Raw genomic sequence first — 14,040 nt, 5'->3', positions numbered from 1 at the left:
CCGACTGTAACCCTTGCCGTCCCCGGTCAGCCCCGGTTTCCGGTGAAAGAAAGCCCCGGCACCGTCAGTTCAGTCGCGGGGGGACCCAGTCGTGGTGCCGGAGGATCATGCGCATGGCCGCACGGGAGGGCGTCAGCCGCATCGCCGTGTTGCGCAGGGCGACGGCCAGGGGGCGGGAGAGCTGCTGGCCCATCCGTCCGGCCTGCCGGGCGGCGCGTGCGACGGCCTGGCTGCGGGGCCGGCGCTCGGCGTCGTACCGGGCGAGCGCGGCTTCCGCGGTGGGCTCGGCGGCCAGCGCGGCGGCCAGCGTGACCGCGTCCTCCAGCGCCTGGCAGGCGCCCTGCCCCAGGTTCGGGGTCATCGCGTGCGCCGCGTCACCGAGCAACGCGATCCGGCCGGCCGTGAACGAGGGGAGAGGCGTGCGCAGTTCGTTGACGTCGTGGTGCAGCACGGCGTCGGCCCGGGTCGCGCCGAGCAGGGCGGGTATCGGGTCGTGCCAGTCGTGGAATCGCCGGTGCAGTTCGGCGAGGGGGTCGGCGAACCGCGTCCCGGCGGGAAGGCTGAGGACCGCGTGCCACTCGGCGCGCCCGTCGGGGAAGGCGATGTGCCCGAATTCGGCGCCGTGCCCCCAGGTCAGCTCGAAGTCGGTGCGCAGTTCCACGGGGTGCTCGGTGATGGCGCGCAGCACCGTCGAGCCGCTGTACACCGGTCCGGGGTGGGTGGGAAAGAGCCGGGCGCGGACCTTGCTGCCGATGCCGTCGGCCGCGACCACCAGGTCGGCGTCCAGGACCGTGTCGCCGCGACCGACTCGCACCGTCCCGGGGCCGGTCTGCTCGACCGAGCCGGCCTCGGACCCGATCAGCAGCGATCCGGAGGGCAGGGCCTCGCGCAGCAGCCGGTGCAAGGTGGCGCGGGGGATGCCCATGATGGGCGTGCCGACCGCCTTCTCCAGCGCCGCGCCGTCCATCCGGGCCAGCCGGCCGCCCCGCGGCGTGCGGGTGCCGCCGCTGTACTGCCCCCGCGACGCCTCCCGCACCGCCTCGCCCACGCCGAGCTCGTCCAGGGCCCGGAGGCCGTTGGCGGCCAGCGAGATGCCCGCTCCCACGTCGTCGAGCACGGGCGCGCGCTCGACGACCGTCACCTCCCATCCGACGCGGTGCAGACCGATCGCGGCGGCCAGTCCGCCGATGCCTCCTCCGACGACCACTGCCGTGTTCCCCATGACGAGTCCCCACTTCTTCTACACCTGTAGAAGAAGGAGCTTATCCGAAGTGCTACAGGTGTAGAAAAGAACCATGGCTACGGACCGGCGCACCCTCCTCGCGGACGCGGCTCTCGACGTACTCGCCGACGAGGGGGTCCGAGGCCTGACCCACCGTGCGGTGGACCGCCGGGCGGGCATGCCGCCCGGCACCACGTCGGCGTACTTCCGCACCCGGGCCGCGCTGCTCACCGGACTCGTCACGCGCCTGGTCCAGCTCGACCAGGCGGAGCTGCACATGACGGCCGAGCGGATGGCCCCCCTCCGTACGGCCGAGGACCTGGTGAACGGGATGACACTCCTCGTCCGGCAGCGACTCACCGGCGAGGGCCGCCGCCGTTCACTCGCCCGCTACGCCTGCGCCGTGGAGAGCGTGCGCGACCCGGAACTGCGGGAGATCCTCGTGCCCCGCGAGAACGCCGGCCGCGAGGCCGTCCGGTCGTTCCTCGCCGGGCACGGCGTGACGGACGTCGAGAACCGTTCGCGCACGCTGCTGTCCTGTGTCGACGGGCTGGTCTTCGACCGGCTCGTGTGCGGGGGCGACGTGCCGCGCGAGGCCCTCGAAGGCCTCGTGGCCGCCGCCCTGCGCTAGAGCGGCGAGGGGACGGCGGACGGGCGCAGGACCATGAGCGGGCCCTCCGGGGTCGCCACCATGGCGAAGGGGAAGCGGTCGAGCTCGAGACAGAGCGCGACGTCATCGGGGTGGGATCCTCGACGCACGCCCCGCGCCAGTTCGGCGGCGGCACGCGACGCGCCGGCGCGGCGCAGGAACTCGGCCGCGTCCGTCCCGGCCTCCGTGGTCCTGCGCGCTATGTACTGGGCGCACGCCAGATCCTCCTCGGCCCGCCCGTCCTCGCCCGTGACCACGAACGTGACGCTCTCACACCCGCGTGTCCGCAGGAGCCGGGCCGTCGCCTCCGCCACCACGAAGCCGGCGCACAGCACCAGCGACGCCTCCTTGACCGCGAGGGCGCCGACCGTACCCGCCGTGGTCTTCTGCACGACGGTCCGCCCGCCGAGGTCGACGGACCGCAGCAGCGCGGGCGAGTTGACGGTGTCGAACCCGGGCGCGGGCGGGCCGTCCTTGAGCGCCACCCAGTCCGGGTGGCGGGCCTTGAGCGACAGGGCCTCGTCCAGCGACTCGGCGAGAACGATCTTCTCCGCCCCCCGGGCGAAGGCCCAGGCGGCCACCGTGAACGCACGCATGACGTCGACCACGACCGCCACGGCCGGGGTGTCGGCCAGTTCACCGATGCCGAGGAAACGAGCGTCCATCCGCTCATGATCGCGCATGCCCGACCGGAAGCGCTCGGACAGTGGCGCGCGTCACACCACCGGTCCCGGAGGGGGCGCCGCCCCACCGGCGGGGATTCAGACGGTGGCCTGGGGCCGGTCCGAGGCGAGGTGGAGCACCCGGGCCTGGTCGCTGTGCGGGACGAGCAGGCCGCGCAGCTCCTCGGCGGCCGCCTCGAGGAGGTGGCCGTCACGGGTGGCGTGGAGGGTCTCGAGGACGAAGATGACGTGGGTGGAGTCCTCGGTGACACGGGTGCGGTGGGCGTCGCGGTGGTTCCAGTGGCGCGTGAGGACGCCGGTGGCGTCGGCGTAGACGACCTCGCCGGGCTTGGGATGCTCGACGGTGCCGGGCTCGCCGAGCGGGGTGAACTCCTCGGTGCCGTCCGCGTACCGGATCTCGACATCGCCGGTGACGTGATCGAGGTCGAAGGCGCCGGCGGGCAGGCCGTGGCGGACGGAGACGGCGTTGTACGAGTCGACCGCCGGGTTGATGCGGGGCAGGGTGCCCCTCTTGGCCATGCGGCGGCCGAGGGCGTCGACGCTGGGGCGGACGCGGCGAGGGTTGGTCCCGAAGGAGCGGTAGGCGGTGTGCCAGGCCTCGATGCGGGGGTCGGTCTCGTCGGCGGGCCGCCAGGAGCCGTCGGCGAGCCGCTGCTCCAGCGCCTCCAGGGCGGAGGCGGTGCCGGGCCAGGACGCGCGGCCGCGCAGGCCCTCGGCGGTGACCAGGGCGACGAGGGTGTCGGGGAAGGCGTCGGCGACGGCGGGGGCGATGCGGAAGGCGGTCATGGGAGGAGGTGTTCCGTTCCTTCGTGCGAGGGGGGTCGGTCAGGGCGTCCAGGGACCGATGCGGTCCAGGCGGCGGCGCTGCTGGGCGGCGGCGGGCAGGTCGAGACCCCGGGCGCGTTCGGCGAGGCGATCGGCGACGGCGGTGCGGTGCCCGACGGGCTTGTGGTCGTCGTACTTGAACTTCGCCCGCACGTCGGTCACGTCCAGGCGCAGGCCGCGGATGCCGGACAGCATCCGGCCGTACGGGGGCTGGTCGACGGCGAGGAGGGCGTGGTCGCCGTCGGGCTGGAAGTGGGCCATCTGGTGTCGCAGCAGTTCGGCCTTGGCCTCGGGGTCGTCGACGACCGTGGCGCGGCAGGTGAACTGGACGGCGGTGTAGTAGCTGGTGGGGACGCCGTCGGCGGGCGGGGTGTCCGGCTTGGCACGCCAGGGACCGGGCACGAAGGCGTAGTCGCCGAAGACGGTGAACAGGACGTCCGGGTCGTTCTCGATCGCCTTCCAGACGGGATTCGGCCGGGCGAGGTGGATCAGGAGACGGCCCTGTCCGCCGGTGAAGTGCGTGGGGACGGCCACGGGCGGCTCGCCGGGCAGGCCGTTGACGCAGAGGACGCCGAAGTCGTGTCCTTCGGCGATCCAGGTCTGCCATTCCGCCTCGTCCAGGCCGGCGTCCCAGGGCTGGATGAACATGCGGTGCTCCTTGCGCGACGGTGGTGAGGGGTGGGTCAGGTGAGGGCGAGGAGGCTGACGGCGACGGCCGCGGTGCCCAGGCCCACGAGCTGGCCGCGGTGGACGCGTTCGGCGAGGACGCCGCGGGCGAGCAGGACGGTACCGGCCGGGTAGAGGGCGGTGACGACGGCGACGACGGCGAGGTCCCCGCTGCGGGCGGCGAGCAGGAACAGCAGGTTCGCCACCGAGTCCAGTACGCCGGCGGCGGCCGACACCGCGTACGCGGGCTTCTGCGTCCCGAGCCGGCGGAACATCAGTGCGGCCGCGGCCAGGGTGACGGCCGAGGAGACGGCGCGGCCGACGATCAGCGGAGCGACGCCGCTGTCGGACGGCGCCTGGTGCAGGAAGACCAGTTGCAGCGCGATCGCGGCGCCCGCGCCGAAGGCCGACAGCAGCGCGGTGCGCGACGGGCGGGCCGACCCGGCGCCGTGTCCGGCGCTGACCAGCACCACGGCGACCAGTGCGAGCGGCAGGCCCAGAAGGCCGGCGGGGCCGAGGCGCTCGCCCTGCAGGAGGCCGACGCCGACCGGGAGCATGGCGGAGACGAGCGCGGTGACCGGCGAGAGGACGTTCATCGGGCCGATCGCCAGCGTCCGGTAGAGCAGGACGAAGGCGGCGGCCGAGGCGACGCCGGACGCGGCGCCCCAGGCGAGCGCGCCGGCGCCGAACGAGGCGCCGAGCACGGGCCAGAGCAGCAGCTCGATCGCGAGGGAGGCGGGGGCCGCCACCATGACGGTGCGCAGGACATGGGCCTTGCGGGCGCCGAGACCGCCGAGGAAGTCGGCGCAGCCGTAGGCGAGGGAGCTGCCCAGGGCCAGCAGGAGAGCGATCACGGACGTCCATCCCTTGGTCTTTCAGCGGAACGACTAGACCGTACAATGGAACGACCGTCTGTTGTCAACCAAACGACCGGACGGTGCATTGAAGTAGTCCACTCGTCGGGATGGGGATCGGATGACCGAGACAGAGGCGGCCCTGCGCACGCTCGCGCACAACGTCAGGACCGCCCGTACCCGTGCGGGCCTGTCCCTGGACGAGCTCGGCCGGCGCGCGAAGGTCAGCAAAGGGGCCCTGGTCGGCTTGGAGAAGGCCCAGGGGAATCCGAACTTCGCCACTCTGGTCCGGCTGGCCGACACCCTCGGCGTCTCGGTGTCCGCCCTGATGGAGGGGCCGGCCGAAGGCCGCGTCCGCGTGGTGTCCGCCGATGCCGTGGTGCCGCTGTGGGCCGGGGAACGCGGGAGCGAGGCCCGGCTGATGCTGACGACGACGGGTCCCGCCCCCGTCGAGGTCTGGCGCTGGCGGCTCCAGCCGGGCGAGGAGTACCCCAGCCACCCCCACCAGGCCGGAGTCGTCGAAACCGTCAGCGTGACCTCGGGTCGCATGACCCTCGTCGTCGACGGCGCCGAGCACCCCGTCCACGCCGGACAGACCGCCGCCTTCGACGGTGACGCCCCCCACACCTACCGCGGCGCGGGTGACGAACCCTGCCACCTGATCATGACCGTCCACCTGCCGCCCGGCCCCGCCGCCGCGGGCTGACCCGCACGGGAGGGGCCGGGGGCGGCCGGGTGTCATCCCCTGTCCGCGGGAGGAGACGTCCTGCGCGCCTCCTTCCGCGGCACGCTATGACGCGGCCCGGATCGCGGAGATGTCGAACTGCAGCCGGACCTTCTCGCTCACCATCGCGCCGCCGGCCTTCAGGCGCTGGTTGTAGACCAGGCCCCACTCGGTGCGGTCGATGGTGGTGGTGCCGTCGAAGCCGGCCCGTTCGAAGCCGAACGGGTCCATGACGGAGCCCAGGTAGTCGAGTTGGAGGTCGACGGGCCGGGTGACGTCACGGATGGTCAGGTCCCCCGTCATGCGGAAGCTCCCTTCGCCGTCGTGCGTCGTGGAGGTGCTGCGGAACACCATCTCCGGGAAGCGGCGCACGTCGAAGAAGTCGGCGCCGACGAGGTGCGCGTCCCGTTGTTCCACGCCCGTGTCCACGCTGGCGACCCGGATGACGAGGTCGGCCCGTGACCCGGAGGGCCGTTCCCCGTCGAAGTACAGGGTGCTGTCGAAGTCGGTGAAAGCCCCGCGCACCGTCGTGACCATGGCGTGCCGCACGGAGAACCCGATGCGGCTGTGCGGGCGGTCGATGGTCCAGTGCCCGGTCAGGGACCGCAGCTCCGGGTCGAGCGCGGCGCCGTTGACGTCGGCCTCCGCGACGTGCGCATGGGAGCGGACAGTCGACGTGGGCTCGACCATGGTGGACGGGCGACGGCTGAAGATACCCATGAGATCGTAGGCCCCTCTCGGAAGTGATCACTTCGTGTTATCACGGGGTCGCTGGAGATCACGGGGAGAGATGGGAGGCCTTGTCCGGGTTCCATGGCGTCGACCGCAAAGGTGCACAAGATCAACATGATCGCGTCACAGGTGCGCCGGCGGAGCCCCGGGGCCGGCCGTCACCCGGCGTGTGCCGTGCCGCCGAGGATCTGTTCGCGCAGGATGTCCGCGTGGCCGCAGTGCTGGGCCAGTTCACGCAGCACGTGCAGGTAGACCCAGCGCAGCGGCAGGGGCCCTCGGCGGTTGCCCCGGACGACGTCGTCCGGCGTCAGCTCCGCCGTGGCACGACGGGACGCCGCACAGGCCTGCCGGTAGGCGTGCCGGACCGAGGCGATCGTGTCGTCGTCGTGGAGGTCGAACGACGCGTCGGGCGTGCCCGGAATCCCGATCTCGTCACGGGACCGGCACGTGACCGCCTCGTCGAACCAGACCTTCTCGACGAACGTGGCGTGCTTGACGAGGCCCAGCAGGGTGGTCTTGGAGGTGACCAGCGACCGGCGCGCCTGCTCCTCCGTCAGTCCGTCCAGGCTGTCGTGCAGTGCGCTCCGGTGTTCGTCGAGGAACGTCTCGAACTGATCCCGGAGCGCTGCGCGGAAGACGGTGGGTTCCGTCGTCAGGTGAAAGGCCATGCCCGTAACGATAGGCGGGTCCTCACACCGAAGGGGCCGAAGAGGCCGAACGGACGGTCAGTCGCAGATGCGGGCGGTCGTGACCGCGCCGCCGGCGTTCTCGTCGTCCGTGCCGAGGACCGCGATGCCGGAGCCGGGCACGCAGTCCACGGCTTCGACCTTGTGGTCCTTGAACGTCCGCAGCACCTCGGGGTGACCGGCCACCCTCAGCCGCACCTGACCCGAGCGGTCGAGCCGGACCGAACCCGCGTCGCTCACCGCCGAGTCGAACGGCCCGTCGTCCCCCTCGTCCGACGCCGAAGCGATCAGCAGGCGGCCCGAGTCGGTGACGGAGAGGTCGGAGGCGTGCCGGACGTCGCCCGTGGGATACGGCGCACGGTGGACGGCCTTGGTCACGGCGCCGAACGTCGTCTCCCCGTACTCGTTGAACGACAGGGGGGCCGCGTAGAGCGTCGCCGGCCGGTCGCGGCCCTCGCCCCGGTCGGCCCAGACCGCCGCCAGCTTGCCGTGCTGCGAAACGAGCGCGAAACTCTCGAAGTTGTCGCCCTGGCCGATCGCCGGGAGCGGCGAGAGGTCGCGGACCTCGACCGCGTTCCCGTCGTCGGTGCTCTTGAGGTGGTAGACGAGGCCCCGGCTCGCCACGGCGAGGTACTCGTCAAAGGTGCCCGGCACGGCTTCGAGCGCCTCGAGGTCGATCGGCTCGGCACCGCCCTTCCATTCGAGCGGTCGCACGCCCGTCGCGTGTCCGGACTCACCGGGCCCGTAGGTGAGCCGGGCGATGCGATTCTCGCCGGGGCGCTTGTTGTCGAGGGCGACCAGGGCACGGTAGGAGTGGCCCGACCGGGAGGCGACGGCGAGCCCGCTGATGCCGCTCCTGATGTCGAACCCGACCTGCTGCCATCCGGCGGCAGCGGCGGCGGGCGCCGTCGTGCCACCGGTCCGGGCCGCGGTCACGCCCGTGGAGGCGGCGACGGCGGCCCCCGCGCCGAGCAGAGCGATCGTGGACAGGACGGCCTTGCGTAGGTGCATGGAGCTCCCCCTGAGGAGTGACGCGCGTAGATGAACAGGCTCGCCGGGAACGTAACGGTCCCGCCGCCCCTTGGGCAAGGGACGCGGACGCGTGACCGGCCCGCACTCTTGAACAATCCTCAGCTTTCCTGATGTGATCTGCGGCACTGCCGACCGACCGTGCCGGAGGTCCCGTGTACCGCCGTCTGTTCGCCGCGCTCGTCTGTACCGTCCTGCTGTCCACCGGAACCGCCCACGCGGGGGCCGCCGTCGAGGACCACCGCGATCCGCTCCCCGCCATCCCCGAACTCACGGACGACCGGGGCCGCGTGCTGACCCTGCGCGGCTGGAACGTCGAGGACAAGGCCCACCGCGGCGAGGCCGCCCTGTCCGCGATCGGCGAGCGCCACTTCCGGGACCTGCGGGCCCGGGGCTTCGGCTTCGCGCGGCTGCTGGTCTTCTGGGACGACCTCGAACCCGAGCGGGGCCGTTACAGCGAGCGCTACCTGCGCAGGATCGAACGCGTCCTGGACTGGGCGCACAAGTACCGCATCCAGGTCCTGATCGACGCGCACCAGGACGTCTTCGGGCCCGCGTTCGGGCACCGCGGCATCCCCGAGTGGGCGACCAGGACCGACGGGCTGGCGTTCTCCCCGCACCCCGACGACTGGTTCGCCGAGTACTTCGAACCGGCCGTGCAGCGTGCGTTCACCCACCTCTACGAGGACCCGGACCTACGGCGCGCCCAGGCGGACATGTGGCGGGTGCTGGCCGGACGCCTCGGGGGCCACCCGGCCGTCCTCGGCTACGACCTCGTCAACGAGCCCATGGGCGAGATCGCGCAGGGCGAGGACCTGCCGACGGCCGCCCGGCGCATCGAGCGCGATCAGCTCACCCCCCTCTACAACCGCCTCGCCGACGCCGTCCGCTCCGTCGACGACGACTCCTGGATCTTCTTCGAACCGACCCCCATCGTGGGGGAGGGCGTCCCCACCGGTCTGGGCCGCGTCGACGACCCCAAGGCCGTCTACGCGCCCCACTTCTACAACACGGCGATGGAGGCGGGCGCCGACTACGACCCCTCGGCCGGCTGGATCGAGGCGTACGAGGCCGCGGTGACCGTCTACCCGCGCCGGTACCGCGTCCCCGTCGTGGTGGGGGAGTGGGGCCCGCTCAACAACTCCCTGCCGAACATGGGGCGTTTCTACCGTGACGCCCTGTCGTCCCTGAACCGCTACGGCTCCGGCTGGGCGGGCTACGTCTGGTGCTACGGCGGCGGGTACTGCGCCGTCGACGCCGAGGGACGCTTCCGGACCAACAAGGAGCAGACCGCGGCGCCGTACGCCCCGGCGGTCGCCGGCCGGGTCACCGCCGAGACGTACGAGCCGGGCGGCGGCACCTTCCGGCTGGCGTACCGGGCCGGGAACGGTGTCACGGAGATCTCCGTGCCGCCCCGGGCGGGCGGCTGGCGCCTCGAGGTGACCGGGGCCGCCCGGACCTCCGCGTCCGTGTTCCCGGGGGACCGCGCGGCGATCGCGCACGTGGCGGCGCGGCCCGGCGCGCAGGTCACCGTCCTCGTCGCTCCGCGCGGACCACGGTGACCTGCGGACGGACCGCAAAAGATGAACAGTTGTCTTGTTTCAGCCGTTCCCACGGTGCCTACCGGCCGGTACAACCCCTGGTAACCCCACCACCAGGAGGTGCAGTGAAGGGCACACGGCACAGACACCACTGGCTGACGGCGGCCGCCGCGGCGGTGGCGGTGGCATGCGGAACCATCACCGCCGCCGCCCCCGCGGAGGCCGCCGGGCCCGGCTCCGCCGAGTCCGTCTCCTCCGTACCGCTCTCCCCCGAACTGGAGGCCGTCCGCGCGGCCGAGGCCACCGAGATCTACGGAGACCCGGCGGAACGGCCGCTCGGCGACCGCAGGACCAGCCTCGTCTCACTCGGCGACAGCGAGATCTCGGGCGAGGGCGTCGGCACCTACGAACCCGGCACCAACGGCCCCGACAACTGGTGCCACCGCTCGCCGGACGCCGCCATCCACCGCACCGGCATCCCCGCCGACCTCACGTTCGACGTGTCGTGCTCCGGCGCGTACACCGGGAACATCCGCATCGGCGGCTCGAAGCAGTACGCCGACGAACTCGTGCAGAGCGACAACCTCGCGATCAAGGCGCGCAACACCCGCGTCAAGATGGTGGTGCTGGTCGCCGGAGCCAACGACGACCTCCAGTTCGGCCCCGTCATGACCGACTGCGTCACGCGCTACCTGCTCCTCCAGGGCGCCTGCGAACCCAAGTACGCCCCCGGATGGCAGGCCCGCGTCGACGCCCTCGTGCCCAAGGTCGAGCAGACCGTGCGCGACCTGAAGAGCGTGATGAGGGACGCGGGATACGCCGACGGCGACTACAAGCTCGTCGTCATGGGCTACCCCAGCCCCATCGGCCCCGACTTCCGCGACAACCCGAACTTCTCCGGCAAGCTGGCCTGCGGCGGCCTGGGATACGACTCCGACACCGCCTGGGGCCGCGACAGCGCCGTCCCCGCCTTCGAACGCGGCATGCGCAGGGCCGCGGCCGACACCGGTGCCGTCTACCTCGACAACTCCCGGCTCTTCCACGGCCACGAGGTCTGCATGGAGGACACCTGGGCCCGGGGCGCCTACATCGACCTCTCCAAGCCCGGCACGCCGGACGAGAACTCCCTGCGCCAGTCCTTCCACCCCAACAAGCGCGGCCACGCCGCCTTCGCCTCGTGCCTCACGCAGCTGTACGACTCAGGTGCCCGCGAGGCGAGCTGCGCGGACGTCGACTCCTCCGGGAAGCCGGTGCTCTTCCCCCACGCCTGGGACGCGGTCTACCGGCCGCTGACCGGCCGGGCCACCGGCGCCTGCCTGGACGCCGCCGCCGCCGGGAGCGCCAACGGCACCCGTGTCCTCGGCTGGGAGTGCCACGGCGGCCGCAACCAGGGCTGGTGGCACGACCCGGAACGGGGCACCTTCCACACCGAGCTGACCCAGGACCGCTGTCTGGACGTCCCCGGCACCGGATACCCGGCCGGCACGGGCCTGATCCTGTGGAACTGCCACGGCGGAACCAACCAGAAGTTCGTCCGTGACGGGGCCACGATCCGGCCGTCGGCGGCGCGGGGACTCTGCCTCACCCTGGCCGGTCCGGGCGAGCCGCTGCGGATCCAGAAGTGCGACGGTTCGGCGAACCAGCACTTCGCGTAGAGGGCGCCGCGCCCGCCCGCCGCACGCCGCGCCCGCCCGCCGCACGCCGCGCCCGCCCGCCGCACGCCGCGCCCGCCCGCCGCACGGCGGGCTCGCGCGGCTCCGGCGGGGGCGCCGGTGCGACAGGCGGGCGGCACGATCGCGGGACGCCGAAGGCCGGCAGCCGTGCCCGGACCTGAACGAGGGCGTTCTCGTGGGACCGGCCGGGCAGTTCAGCCGGAGACTCCCCTCTTCCGGCGCTGCGCGGCGACGTTCGCCACGGGCGCGGAGAGCATCAGCGCTCGGGTGTAGGCGTGCCGGGGGGACCGGGTGACGTCGGCGGCATCGCCCGTCTCCACGATCTCCCCGCGGTGGACCACCGCCACCCGGTGGCTCATGAACCGCACCACGGGCAGGTCGTGCGTCACGAAGAGGTACGCCGTCCCGGTCTCCTCCTGGATGTCCAGCAGCAGGTCGAGCACGGCCCGCTGCGTCGTCGGACCGAGTGCGCAGACCGGCTCGTCGCCCGGCCGCCCACAAGATCCCCGAGGAGCGGATCGCCGGGATCGCGGCGACCGTGTTCGGGGAGCCGGTCGAGGGGGTCGACGGCCTGACCACCCTGCTGCTGCCGCGCCCGGCCTCCGTCGCGCACACCGCGTGGACCGGCCGGGCGCCGGACCGGGACGCCCACCGCGACCGCCTCGCCCGCCACGGCCGACTGTGGCGCGACCGCGGCCTCCGCTACCCGGCCTCCACCGAGATCGCCCGGCGCTGACCGCGTCCCCGGTTGCCCTCCTCTCCATTCTCTGACTAAGGTCAGAGAATGGAGAGGGAGCAGGTGGAACAGGTCCGACGCTTCAACCGGACGGTCGCCGAACGCGTGGGGGTGCTGCACGACCACTACCTGGGCGGCGCACGCCCCTACGGACAGGCGCGGCTGCTCTGGGAGATCGGCGACGGGGACACGCACGACGTCCGCCGCGTACGGGACCGCCTCGACCTCGACTCCGGCTACGTGAGCCGACTGCTGCGGGCGCTCGAACGCGCCGGCCTCGTCACGGTCGAGCCCCACCCCCGCGACCGGCGGGTGCGCACCGTCCGCCTGACCGGGGCGGGCCGGCAGGAACGCGCCCTCCTCGACGACCGCAGCGACGCGCTCGCCACCTCGCTCCTCGCCCCGCTCGACGCCCGGCAGCGTGACCGGCTGACCTCGGCCATGGCCGAGGTCGAGCGACTGCTGACCGCCTCGGTGGTCTCCCTGGCGGCGCTCGACCCCGACCACCCCGACGCCGCGCACTGCCTGCGGTCCTACGCCGCCGAACTGCAGGAACTCTTCGAGACCGGCTTCGACCCCGCGCACAGCCTCCTGCCCGACCCGGGCCAACTGCGCCCACCGCGCGGCCTGTTCCTCGTCGCCCGGCTGCACGGCGAGCCGGTGGGCTGCGGCGGGGTCAAGCTGCCGGCCGGAGCCCCCGCGGAGATCAAACGGCTCTGGGTCTCCCCGCGCGTCCGAGGACTCGGCCTGGCCCGGCGCCTCTTGGCCGAACTGGAGGAACGCGCCGCCCGACACGGCAGCGAACTGGTGCGGCTCGACACCAACAAGGCCCTGGAAGCGGCCACCCGCCTCTACCGCAGCAGCGGTTACACCGAAGTCCCCGCTTTCAACGACGAGCCCTACGCCCACCACTGGTTCGAGAAACGTCTGGCCCCGGAAGACCGGGAGGGGCCGCGCCGGTGAGGACGGGAGCGGCGGGGGAGCCGGGTTCGGCCGCCCCGGAGCGTTCCGCGGGCCCCGGCTCCTTCCCGTGCCGCGCCGGATCCAGGCGGAGCATGTTCGCCTCGTCCGGAGTCCCGGGGGCCGCCTGGTAGACCACCATCCGCTGGCCGCCCGTCCGGGCCAGCCGCATGACCTCGTAGGTCAGGGTCATCTCACCCGCCAGCGGATGCCGGAACGACTTCTGCCCGCCGCCCCGTTCACAGACGTCGTACCGTTCCCACAGCCGCGCGAACTCGGGCGACTTCAGCACCAGTTCGCCGACCAGTGCGGTCAGCTCGGGGTCGTCCGGGGCGGCTCCGGCCACCGCCCGCAGATGGGCGACCGAGCGGGCGACGGTGTCCTCCCAGGGCTCGTACAGGGTCCGGCCGACCGGGTGGAGGAAGAGGTAGCGGGTCAGATTGCGCTGCTCCTTGGGCCAGTCCCAGAGCCCCGGCAACAGCCGCCGCCCGGGCGGGTTCGCCGCGAGCACGCGGTTGAAGCGGCTCACCACGTAGGCGGGCAGCGGGCGAACCGCCTCCAGCATGCGCAGGACCGAGTCACGGACACCGTGGTCGGAGGAGGCGGGCAGCTCGGAGGGCCGGCCGGAGGCCAGCTCCGCCAGCTCGTGCAGCCGCTCGTAGCCGTCCCCGCGCAGCCTCAGCGCGCGGCCGAGGGCGTCCACGACCGCGGGGGAGGGGTTGGTCTCCCGGCCGCGCTCCAGCCGGATGTAGTAGTCGACGCTCACCCCCGCCAGCGCGGCCAGCTCCTCGCGGCGCAGCCCGGGGGTACGGCGAAGTCCCGCACCGGGCGGCAGCCCGACGTCCTCCGGACGCACCTGTGCCCTGCGCGCCTTCAGGTACCGGCCGAGTTCGGTGCCGCGCGCGTCCCCTGTTGCAGCCATCCGGCCATTGTGGCAGGCGGGCGGGGAACGTGAGGGGCCGTGTCAGGGCCTGGAACGCGGCACCCCGGGTACGGCGCGGTCTGCCGGACCGGGCCGTACCCGGGCAGAGTCGGTACCGGAGCGGGCGGCCCGGCCGCC

Annotated in this window: 15 protein-coding genes and 1 pseudogene; 6 read left to right on the top strand and 10 right to left on the bottom strand. The window is 73.1% G+C overall.

The window, feature by feature from the left end:
- Positions 1–64 precede the first annotated feature (64 nt).
- Entirely contained in the window at positions 65–1,222 is a 1,158-nt protein-coding gene (locus ACZ4V6_RS26735) for an FAD-dependent monooxygenase (protein ID WP_467832136.1), read from the bottom strand.
- Between the two features lie 73 nt (positions 1,223–1,295).
- On the opposite strand from ACZ4V6_RS26735, the gene ACZ4V6_RS26730 reads away from it, so the two are divergent.
- Positions 1,296–1,853: a TetR/AcrR family transcriptional regulator gene (locus ACZ4V6_RS26730; RefSeq protein ID WP_467832133.1), complete on the top strand. Its 558-nt coding sequence runs from the start codon at positions 1,296–1,298 to the stop codon at positions 1,851–1,853.
- Here ACZ4V6_RS26730 and ACZ4V6_RS26725 read toward each other — a convergent pair.
- The 4 genes from ACZ4V6_RS26725 to ACZ4V6_RS26710 all read right to left on the bottom strand — a co-directional run bounded on the left by ACZ4V6_RS26725 (position 1,850) and on the right by ACZ4V6_RS26710 (position 4,899).
- Positions 1,850–2,536, bottom strand: coding sequence for a 2-phosphosulfolactate phosphatase (locus ACZ4V6_RS26725; RefSeq protein ID WP_467832132.1), 687 nt, complete (start codon positions 2,534–2,536; stop codon positions 1,850–1,852). The two genes, ACZ4V6_RS26730 and ACZ4V6_RS26725, sit on opposite strands and share 4 nt — an antisense overlap.
- Positions 2,537–2,632: 96 nt before the next feature.
- Positions 2,633–3,340 carry a B3/B4 domain-containing protein gene (locus ACZ4V6_RS26720; protein ID WP_467832131.1) on the bottom strand — a complete coding sequence of 236 codons (708 nt, stop codon included), beginning with the start codon at positions 3,338–3,340 and terminating at the stop codon, positions 2,633–2,635.
- 39 nt (positions 3,341–3,379) lie between these two features.
- A complete protein-coding gene (locus ACZ4V6_RS26715; RefSeq protein ID WP_467832129.1) occupies positions 3,380–4,027 on the bottom strand; it encodes an FMN-binding negative transcriptional regulator in 648 nt (215 codons plus the stop codon).
- A gap of 35 nt (positions 4,028–4,062) precedes the next feature.
- Positions 4,063–4,899, bottom strand: a complete 837-nt coding sequence (locus tag ACZ4V6_RS26710) for an EamA family transporter (protein WP_467832127.1) — start codon at positions 4,897–4,899, stop codon at positions 4,063–4,065.
- 121 nt (positions 4,900–5,020) lie between these two features.
- Between ACZ4V6_RS26710 and ACZ4V6_RS26705 the strand changes: the two genes are divergently transcribed.
- Entirely contained in the window at positions 5,021–5,605 is a 585-nt protein-coding gene (locus tag ACZ4V6_RS26705) for a helix-turn-helix domain-containing protein (protein WP_467832125.1), read from the top strand.
- Positions 5,606–5,689: 84 nt separating this feature from the next.
- Here ACZ4V6_RS26705 and ACZ4V6_RS26700 read toward each other — a convergent pair whose 3' ends face one another.
- From ACZ4V6_RS26700 to ACZ4V6_RS26690, 3 genes are all read right to left on the bottom strand, one after another.
- A complete protein-coding gene (locus tag ACZ4V6_RS26700; protein WP_467832122.1) occupies positions 5,690–6,343 on the bottom strand; it encodes a YceI family protein in 654 nt (217 codons plus the stop codon).
- A gap of 170 nt (positions 6,344–6,513) precedes the next feature.
- Positions 6,514–7,023, bottom strand: a complete 510-nt coding sequence (locus ACZ4V6_RS26695; protein ID WP_467832119.1) for a DinB family protein — start codon at positions 7,021–7,023, stop codon at positions 6,514–6,516.
- A gap of 57 nt (positions 7,024–7,080) precedes the next feature.
- Positions 7,081–8,052: a hypothetical protein gene (locus ACZ4V6_RS26690; protein ID WP_467832117.1), complete on the bottom strand. Its 972-nt coding sequence runs from the start codon at positions 8,050–8,052 to the stop codon at positions 7,081–7,083.
- A 173-nt stretch (positions 8,053–8,225) separates the two neighbouring features.
- On the opposite strand from ACZ4V6_RS26690, the gene ACZ4V6_RS26685 reads away from it, so the two are divergent.
- Both ACZ4V6_RS26685 and ACZ4V6_RS26680 read left to right on the top strand, forming a co-directional pair.
- Positions 8,226–9,632: a cellulase family glycosylhydrolase gene (locus tag ACZ4V6_RS26685; protein WP_467832114.1), complete on the top strand. Its 1,407-nt coding sequence runs from the start codon at positions 8,226–8,228 to the stop codon at positions 9,630–9,632.
- A gap of 104 nt (positions 9,633–9,736) precedes the next feature.
- Positions 9,737–11,266: a ricin-type beta-trefoil lectin domain protein gene (locus ACZ4V6_RS26680; RefSeq protein ID WP_467832112.1), complete on the top strand. Its 1,530-nt coding sequence runs from the start codon at positions 9,737–9,739 to the stop codon at positions 11,264–11,266.
- Positions 11,267–11,478: 212 nt separating this feature from the next.
- On the opposite strand, the pseudogene ACZ4V6_RS26675 reads toward ACZ4V6_RS26680, so the two are convergent.
- Positions 11,479–11,769, bottom strand: a pseudogene (locus tag ACZ4V6_RS26675) (ABC transporter ATP-binding protein); the annotation flags it as partial.
- Here ACZ4V6_RS26675 and ACZ4V6_RS26670 point away from each other — a divergent pair.
- Together ACZ4V6_RS26670 and ACZ4V6_RS26665 are read left to right on the top strand one after the other, a co-directional pair.
- Positions 11,751–12,020: a hypothetical protein gene (locus tag ACZ4V6_RS26670; protein WP_467832483.1), complete on the top strand. Its 270-nt coding sequence runs from the start codon at positions 11,751–11,753 to the stop codon at positions 12,018–12,020. The pseudogene ACZ4V6_RS26675 and the gene ACZ4V6_RS26670 overlap by 19 nt on opposite strands.
- Positions 12,021–12,068: 48 nt before the next feature.
- Positions 12,069–12,983, top strand: coding sequence for a bifunctional helix-turn-helix transcriptional regulator/GNAT family N-acetyltransferase (locus ACZ4V6_RS26665; protein ID WP_467832109.1), 915 nt, complete (start codon positions 12,069–12,071; stop codon positions 12,981–12,983).
- Here ACZ4V6_RS26665 and ACZ4V6_RS26660 read toward each other — a convergent pair.
- Positions 12,907–13,902 (bottom strand): helix-turn-helix domain-containing protein, encoded by a 996-nt coding sequence (locus ACZ4V6_RS26660; RefSeq protein ID WP_467832107.1) that lies wholly within the window; start codon positions 13,900–13,902, stop codon positions 12,907–12,909. The two genes, ACZ4V6_RS26665 and ACZ4V6_RS26660, sit on opposite strands and share 77 nt — an antisense overlap.
- Positions 13,903–14,040 lie beyond the last annotated feature (138 nt).

The organism is Streptomyces sp. NPDC029152 (genome assembly GCF_055564355.1).
Note: the sequence above shows the minus strand (reverse complement) of the source record. Positions and strands in the feature narration are given on the sequence as shown.

Bases quoted from the DNA above. Each gene is read 5' to 3' on its own strand.
- ACZ4V6_RS26735 (WP_467832136.1), bottom strand. From the start codon at position 1,222: ATGGGGAACACGGCAGTGGTCGTCGGAGGAGGCATCGGCGGACTGGCC.
- ACZ4V6_RS26730 (WP_467832133.1), top strand. From the start codon at position 1,296: ATGGCTACGGACCGGCGCACCCTCCTCGCGGACGCGGCTCTCGACGTA.
- ACZ4V6_RS26725 (WP_467832132.1), bottom strand. From the start codon at position 2,536: ATGGACGCTCGTTTCCTCGGCATCGGTGAACTGGCCGACACCCCGGCC.
- ACZ4V6_RS26720 (WP_467832131.1), bottom strand. From the start codon at position 3,340: ATGACCGCCTTCCGCATCGCCCCCGCCGTCGCCGACGCCTTCCCCGAC.
- ACZ4V6_RS26715 (WP_467832129.1), bottom strand. From the start codon at position 4,027: ATGTTCATCCAGCCCTGGGACGCCGGCCTGGACGAGGCGGAATGGCAG.
- ACZ4V6_RS26705 (WP_467832125.1), top strand. From the start codon at position 5,021: ATGACCGAGACAGAGGCGGCCCTGCGCACGCTCGCGCACAACGTCAGG.
- ACZ4V6_RS26700 (WP_467832122.1), bottom strand. From the start codon at position 6,343: ATGGGTATCTTCAGCCGTCGCCCGTCCACCATGGTCGAGCCCACGTCG.
- ACZ4V6_RS26695 (WP_467832119.1), bottom strand. From the start codon at position 7,023: ATGGCCTTTCACCTGACGACGGAACCCACCGTCTTCCGCGCAGCGCTC.
- ACZ4V6_RS26690 (WP_467832117.1), bottom strand. From the start codon at position 8,052: ATGCACCTACGCAAGGCCGTCCTGTCCACGATCGCTCTGCTCGGCGCG.
- ACZ4V6_RS26665 (WP_467832109.1), top strand. From the start codon at position 12,069: ATGGAGAGGGAGCAGGTGGAACAGGTCCGACGCTTCAACCGGACGGTC.
- ACZ4V6_RS26660 (WP_467832107.1), bottom strand. From the start codon at position 13,902: ATGGCTGCAACAGGGGACGCGCGCGGCACCGAACTCGGCCGGTACCTG.